Here is a 6000-nt window from a genome sequence, read left to right on the forward strand (position 1 = left end):
ACGAGCTGGCCGGTTGGCCGCGCCCGCTCGCCGGGGCGGGAACGGCGTCGGGGAGGCCGGCGGTGTCGGTCCCCGCAGCCTGCGGGGACCGTTGGGGCCCGGCAGCCGGAAGCGAGTCGGTGCGCTGTGGCGCGGGTCGCATGTCCGGCTGCCGGGGGCTCGGGGGAGTCAGCGTCCGGCGATCTCGCGTAGGCGGGTGAGGAGCGCTTCGGCGGTTCCGTGGAACAGGGCGGTGTCGGGGAGGTCGAGCGCCTCTGCTGCAACCTCCTCGGTCAGGCGGTCCACGCCGTCCTTGTAGGCGTAGCGCCTGGGCCCGAGCGTCCAGCCGGTGAGGTGCGCAACCCAGCCGCCGCCGCACATCGTTGTGCCGCACGAGGGCTCGGTCTCGGGGGCGAGCGACCTGCCATCCGGCGTGGACAGCCAGGCGGTCATGTCGAATGCCTCGGGGTGGGTGTCGATGGCGTCGAGGACGGCGGCGGCCACCTCGGCGGGGGTGCGGGGGTAGGTGGTTTTCGGCATGGTCAACTCCGGCTTCGGGAACGTCTGCGGAGGGTGCCGGTCGGGGGCGGTGGCCACCGTGAGGCGTACGCCCTTGACCGGGTGGTTCGCGTAGTGCTGGTGGGACTCGAACCCACGACCTCAACGGCTTATAAGACCGGCGCTCTACCAACTGAGCTACAGCACCTCGGTGGTGAGGTGTGGGGGCCGCGCCCCGGTAGGGCGGGGCGCGGCCCTGGAAGCGGCCGGGGCGCGCGCGGGGAGGGAAGCCCCGGCCGCTGGTCAGCTGAAGAGGATTCGTCTCATCGTCTCGTCGATCAGCGCTGCGGCTTCGTCGTCGGGCATGTCGTCGAGCCTGGCGAGCGCCTCGAAGTCGATCTCGACGTCCAGGTCCGCGAGCTGCTTCTCAGCGATGACGAATTGGATCACTTCCTGCGCGCTGGCACGCTCGTTGCCTTTCGGGGCGACGCTGGGGGCGGTGGGCTGGGATGCGGTGTTCTGGTGGTCGTCGGCGGTCATATCTCCTCCGTCACGGGGCGGTTGGTGCGGGGTGTGGGTGGACCCGACCGGATTCGAACCGGCGCGATATGCGCTTTTAAGGCGCTTGCTCTGCCACTGAGCTACGGGCCCTTTGGGGGTGGGCCGCCGCCCCGGTGCCGGGAGATTCCGGGGCGGCGGCCCTGGGAGCGGCCATGCGCGGGGGAGACGCCTGGCCGCTGGTCTGGTCAGTCCCGGCATGTGACCGCCGGGCTGTGTCGGCCGGTCACCCAGGGGGGCGGTCAGAGGTTGTGCTGGAAGCGGTATTGCCTGACGAGCTCGATTGCTGCGTCGCGGACGGCCCCACGTTCGGTCTTGCCGGTCTTGCGGGCGTTGCTGTAGGCAACCGAGGCGCGGACGACCGATCCGGCCCGGATCAGCCTCTGCTTGACGATCTCGTGGCCGTGGCCCGGCAAGTCCTGCTTGGTGATGTCGTGGATGGCGGCAGCGATGGCGTGCGCGGCGGCGTTCTCGTCGGTGATCGGTACCGGGTCAGTGTCAGCCATGGTCACGTTCCTTGAGTCCCTGACGGGGTCTTGGGCGGGCCGCCGCCCCGGTACCGGGGATCCGGGGCGGCGGCCCTGGGAGCGGCCGGGTGTGGGGGAGGACACCGGCCGCTGGACTGGGGCTATGCCGGAACCGGGAATGCCGTTCGGTAGGTGACGGAAGGCGTCTCCGGGCCAAGCGTTTCGTGGAAGGCGTTGCGGACCTGCTCGGCCGTGAGCGGCCTGAGCGTCTGGCCGTCGACCACCCAGCCGCGTACGGTTTCCTCGCCTGTCGGCGACGTCGTGCCGAGCACAACGCTGCCCGTGGCGACGATGAAGGCGAGAGCCACGACTTCTGCGACTGCGGCGGCATCGGCATACACGCCGCTCCACAGAGCGTCAGTGCCTTCCCCGAAGACGTCGAACCAGGCGTAGGCGGAGACGGGCTCTGCGTTCCTCGGACGGACAACTGTGGTGATCACGTGTCGTCCGGGACCTGCCGTCTGCATCAGATCGGTGACGGTGGCCACGGCGTGCGCGGTGACGGGCGCCAGGCGTTCCCGGGCCTGGCTGGATGAAAGGTTCTTGGCGCCCATCAGGCGTTTCCCCTCGTGTTGTTTCGGCGACAGTTGAGGGAGTCACCCCTCAACCTCTAAATTCGATACTAGATAATAATGGCCTCGAAGTCAAGCCTTGCCGGTTCCGGCTCGGGCGCCTGTGAGCGGCACTCAGGTGCCGCTCACAGGCTGCCGTTCCGGCGGGAGCGGGAGGCCGCCGCGCTCCCGCCGGGGCTCGCTGACGGCTACGCCGCTGCGGCGATGGTCATGGCGGAAAGGGCCTGCGCCTCCAGCTCGTAGGCCGCATCCCCGTCATCGAGGGTCTGCGCGGTAGCGGTGATGGCCTGCATGATCCCGCCCGCCGTGGTCTGGCCACCCTTGATGAAGTGGTTGAACACGGAGTCGCGCACACTGTCGGAGAACCGCAGCTGCTTTGCCACCAGTTCCACGGTCTCGGCCGGGCTGGTGATCTCGCGGCCTGCCTCCCGCTGGATGTCGGCCAGCTTCCGCTCGACATAGTCGCGGTTCATGAACGTTGCGACGGCGTCACGGGTCTGAGCCGTGATCAGCGCGAGATTCTTCTCCTGGGTGTCCTTCGAGAACTCGACGATCCCCTCGCTCATCCGGGCACCAAGGTGCACCTTGCCGAACGCGTCCTTCGTGATCGTCATACCGTTGCCGCACACCCGCGCGACGATGCGGGGTGTGATCGCGTACTTGCCGCTGCCTACCTCGCTGTTGGTGAGAACGAACCCGGCCGAGACAACGGGCAACTGATCACCCGTCTGCCCGGTGAACGGCGACCGGTACCCGCGCAGCAGCTCGGGAGCAAGCGCTGCGACGTGCTCGGACTCCACCCGCACGATCATGCGCCGCTCCGTAAGGTCGGCGCCCGTGATCTTCACGGGGTGCCCAGACTCCCGGATGCCCGACAGTACGGCGGTGGCCATGTCCAGATGGTCAATGATCTTGTAGCCGTCGGAAAGCCACGCACGCAGTACGCCCGGCTCGCCCTTGAAGGCACGAAGCAGGAAACGGCGGGTGGGGTCCCTCTGAAGCCAGCCATTGACGTTGAGGTCGTACAGGTCGACCGCTTCGGCGCGCATACGGCGCAGGTAGGCGGTAGGGATCTTCAGTTTGTCAGCAATCCCCTCGTCGGCTACGGCGGTGGGGCGGTAGGCGCCATCAGCGCTTGTCACGCCACTGGGCGTCAGTACCGGATCCACCCCGGTCACGGTGAGGTTGCCGCCAACTGAGGTGATGGCGGAGGCAGGGGCCACCATGTCGACCTTGGCCTCCTGGTCCCGCTCCAGGATCTGCGTCAGGTCCTCAAAGGATGCGTTGCGGGTGTCCGTCACCGCGGCGTGCGCGGTGATCTGGTTGGTCTCGTGAGCCACAAGGGCTCCCTTCGTGTTGTTCGGCGTTCCACCGGCGCCACTCGGTGTACTTCGATACTAGATAAAAATCCTCGGAAAAGCAACCCCTACCAGGCACTCGCAGTTGGGGCGGTGGGCGATGGGCGGTCGGCGTGGTGCCTGCGCTGGTCAGCTATCGGACAGTGAGGCCATGGCATGCCCTCGGGGGCGGGGGCGGCCCATGCTCGCCCCCGAGGGCCTGGCCCCGGTCCGGCGGTGGCCGGCCAGGCGCCCGATGCCCCCGCCGGCCTCGATGCCTCCTGACGGTCCGCCGGACGGCTGCGCGGGGCCGTCCGGCGGAGCCTGCGCGTGGTCAGTGCCCCCCGAGGGTGAGCACCTCGGCAATCTTCCCGGCCCAGTGGAAGTGCTCGAAGAGAGCGAGCGGCACGAGGGCGAACAGACCAGCCAAGAGATAGTCACTTCCCTTGGCCCATGCGTGGTGGGCGGCGTGCCCAACCTCCCGGTACCAACGAACGTCGATCTCAACTTGGGCGCCGAAAATCCTCGGGTGGAACTCGCGGTGAACGCGCCCCATGCGCGGGTGCGTCCGCGTGACGTGCACACGGTGCCCGTCCGGGTGCGGCATGAGCCGTTCGAAGCGCCACGCTTGCCCGGCGGACGGTCCCGACGCCATATGCAATAGGGCGCCTTGGGCTATCTCCGCCCCGGTCTCGCTGTTGACCAGTCGCATGATCGTGCCTCCAGTTCGATCATGTGCCCGCGATGATCACTCGCGGGGGCTCCCCTCCGGAACCAAGGGGGCACACGGGGCCCGCCCCGTGTGCCCGATGGCTCTAACAGGGGGCAGACTTCAGGGGGTGGGCTTGGGGGCGGGGAACATCATTTCCCCTGGATGATGCGGGCAACTGCCTTGGCGATGTTCTCCCTCTGCCCTCGGGCGCGGCCCTTGCTGTACGCGTAGTAAGCCACTACGGCGACAAACAGGATGATGACGTTCAGGCTCATGACTTCCTCGCTGACTGGGTGCGGGATTGGGGGTTTGGGCCTGGTCTCCCGAACGGGGCGCAGGTGAGATGCGGCCCCCGTCCGGGAGCGTCTGTCAGGAAATCCCGTAGAGCAGATCTCCGGGGGAGTCACCCCACCGCTTCATGCCGTCTACGCGGTGCGGGTGGAAAGGGGCCCAATACGTCGGCGGAACTCGGAGGAATTCGCGAGCCTCGTGCAGCTCAATTTCCATGATCTTGCCGAGAATCCGGCGGTAAAGTTCCACATCGTCACAGTCCGCGACAACGATGGGGAATTCGGCGTACGTGGTGATTTTCTCCGGGTAGCCTTCCGGCGCCAAGTTCCGCTCTGACCTGTGCGCGGGGAATGTGAACCTGACTTTCACCGTGCCCTCGAACCGGTGAGTGTGGTCGTCGGCGTCGATCGTCCAACCCGGCTTGTAGATCAGCTGATTGATCAGCTGCACTGCTGACGCTGCCTCCATTACGGGGCTTCCCTTCGTGTTTGGCGTGGCTGCTCCGGCGTCACCCGGAGCAACTTGCTAATTCGATACTAGATATTATGGCGGCATGATCACAACCCCCGTGAGCAGGGAAAACGCAACCTGATCCAGCGTCACCCTGTGACAACTCACGCATCAAACAGCGCGCTTACTCCTGCGCCTCCTCCTGCGCCAACTCATGCTGAACACATCCCACATCTCGACGATTACCCCTGTTCAGCCCGTACGCCTGCGCGTGGTTGGCTGCTGACATCCCCTCTGCTGCCGCTACTCCCTGCCCGTGTGAAGAAGAGAAGGGGGCGGGGGCGGGCGTGGTCGGCGCGACGGCATCGGGGATCGGGCGCGCTTTGCGTTCTGCTGCGCGTCGGCTCCGCCGTCGCGCTGAGCCAGCGTGGAGGCCGAGCCTGGGGCTCGGGCGGGGGTGATGGCCTTGTACGGGCTTTCCTGGCGTGCCTGGAGCTGTCGGGCGCTGGATGGTTCTCGCTCGGCGTGGGCTCGACACTCTTAAATAATTTGGAATAGAGAGGAGTGAGGGGTGGTCAAATTATGGTTTTGAAAGGGAGTTCAGGCGAACCATTCAGAAGAAGTCATGGAATGGAAGCAGCTCTCAGGATAGTGACAGACCGTCAGAGAGCGGTTCTCGCCCGGGCGTAAATATCCCCCCAGTCAACGCGGGAGGATAGATAGCACTCTCGGAAGAGGCACCTGTGCATCATCCCAAAATCTATCCGAGTATCAGATTGACGCACCAGGAGAGATCTCAAGCCGGAAAGGGGGCCCGTGACGGGACGCGAACCCGCCCCGTCGCCAGCTAGCCTCTTTCCTGACGCGCCCGGAGGGTGCGTCAGCTCCGGTACAGGACTGCGGAGCAGGCCTGTACCGGGTCCTGATTCGGTGTCAGCCCGATTTACCCGGATCGCGGAGCGATTCCGGGTAGGCGGAACGGAGTTCCGCCGCATTGCGCGGAGCGCAATGCTCCATCGCGAAGCGATGGTAACGACGCGTAGCGTCGTCGCGTCGTGTCTGCGGAGCAGACCGCG

At 66.6% G+C, this 6000-nt stretch carries 8 protein-coding genes and 2 tRNA genes; all 10 read right to left on the reverse strand.

Features of this window, described 5'->3' with window-relative positions; genetic code table 11:
* Positions 1-168: 168 nt before the first annotated feature.
* A complete protein-coding gene (locus QF035_RS55490; protein WP_307532339.1) occupies positions 169-519 on the reverse strand; it encodes a hypothetical protein in 351 nt (116 codons plus the stop codon).
* A 91-nt stretch (positions 520-610) separates the two neighbouring features.
* Positions 611-685, reverse strand: a tRNA-Ile gene (locus tag QF035_RS55495).
* A 95-nt stretch (positions 686-780) separates the two neighbouring features.
* Positions 781-1017, reverse strand: a complete 237-nt coding sequence (locus QF035_RS55500) for a hypothetical protein (protein ID WP_307532341.1) — start codon at positions 1015-1017, stop codon at positions 781-783.
* Between the two features lie 38 nt (positions 1018-1055).
* Positions 1056-1128 (reverse strand) — tRNA-Leu (locus QF035_RS55505).
* 149 nt (positions 1129-1277) lie between these two features.
* Positions 1278-1541 carry a hypothetical protein gene (locus QF035_RS55510; RefSeq protein WP_307532343.1) on the reverse strand — a complete coding sequence of 88 codons (264 nt, stop codon included), beginning with the start codon at positions 1539-1541 and terminating at the stop codon, positions 1278-1280.
* A 122-nt stretch (positions 1542-1663) separates the two neighbouring features.
* Positions 1664-2116, reverse strand: coding sequence for a hypothetical protein (locus QF035_RS55515; protein ID WP_307532345.1), 453 nt, complete (start codon positions 2114-2116; stop codon positions 1664-1666).
* Between the two features lie 206 nt (positions 2117-2322).
* A complete protein-coding gene (locus tag QF035_RS55520; RefSeq protein WP_307532347.1) occupies positions 2323-3435 on the reverse strand; it encodes a DUF932 domain-containing protein in 1113 nt (370 codons plus the stop codon).
* A gap of 370 nt (positions 3436-3805) precedes the next feature.
* Positions 3806-4183 carry a hypothetical protein gene (locus QF035_RS55525; RefSeq protein ID WP_143644033.1) on the reverse strand — a complete coding sequence of 126 codons (378 nt, stop codon included), beginning with the start codon at positions 4181-4183 and terminating at the stop codon, positions 3806-3808.
* 149 nt (positions 4184-4332) lie between these two features.
* The gene (locus QF035_RS55530) at positions 4333-4458 is read right to left on the reverse strand and encodes a hypothetical protein (protein ID WP_307532350.1); all 126 of its coding nucleotides are present in this window, start codon (positions 4456-4458) and stop codon (positions 4333-4335) included.
* Between the two features lie 94 nt (positions 4459-4552).
* A complete protein-coding gene (locus QF035_RS55535) occupies positions 4553-4924 on the reverse strand; it encodes a hypothetical protein (protein ID WP_143644034.1) in 372 nt (123 codons plus the stop codon).
* Positions 4925-6000: the final 1076 nt, after the last annotated feature.

Origin of the sequence: Streptomyces umbrinus, from assembly GCF_030817415.1 — a bacterium.
Classification (GTDB): Bacteria; Actinomycetota; Actinomycetes; order Streptomycetales; family Streptomycetaceae; genus Streptomyces; species Streptomyces umbrinus_A.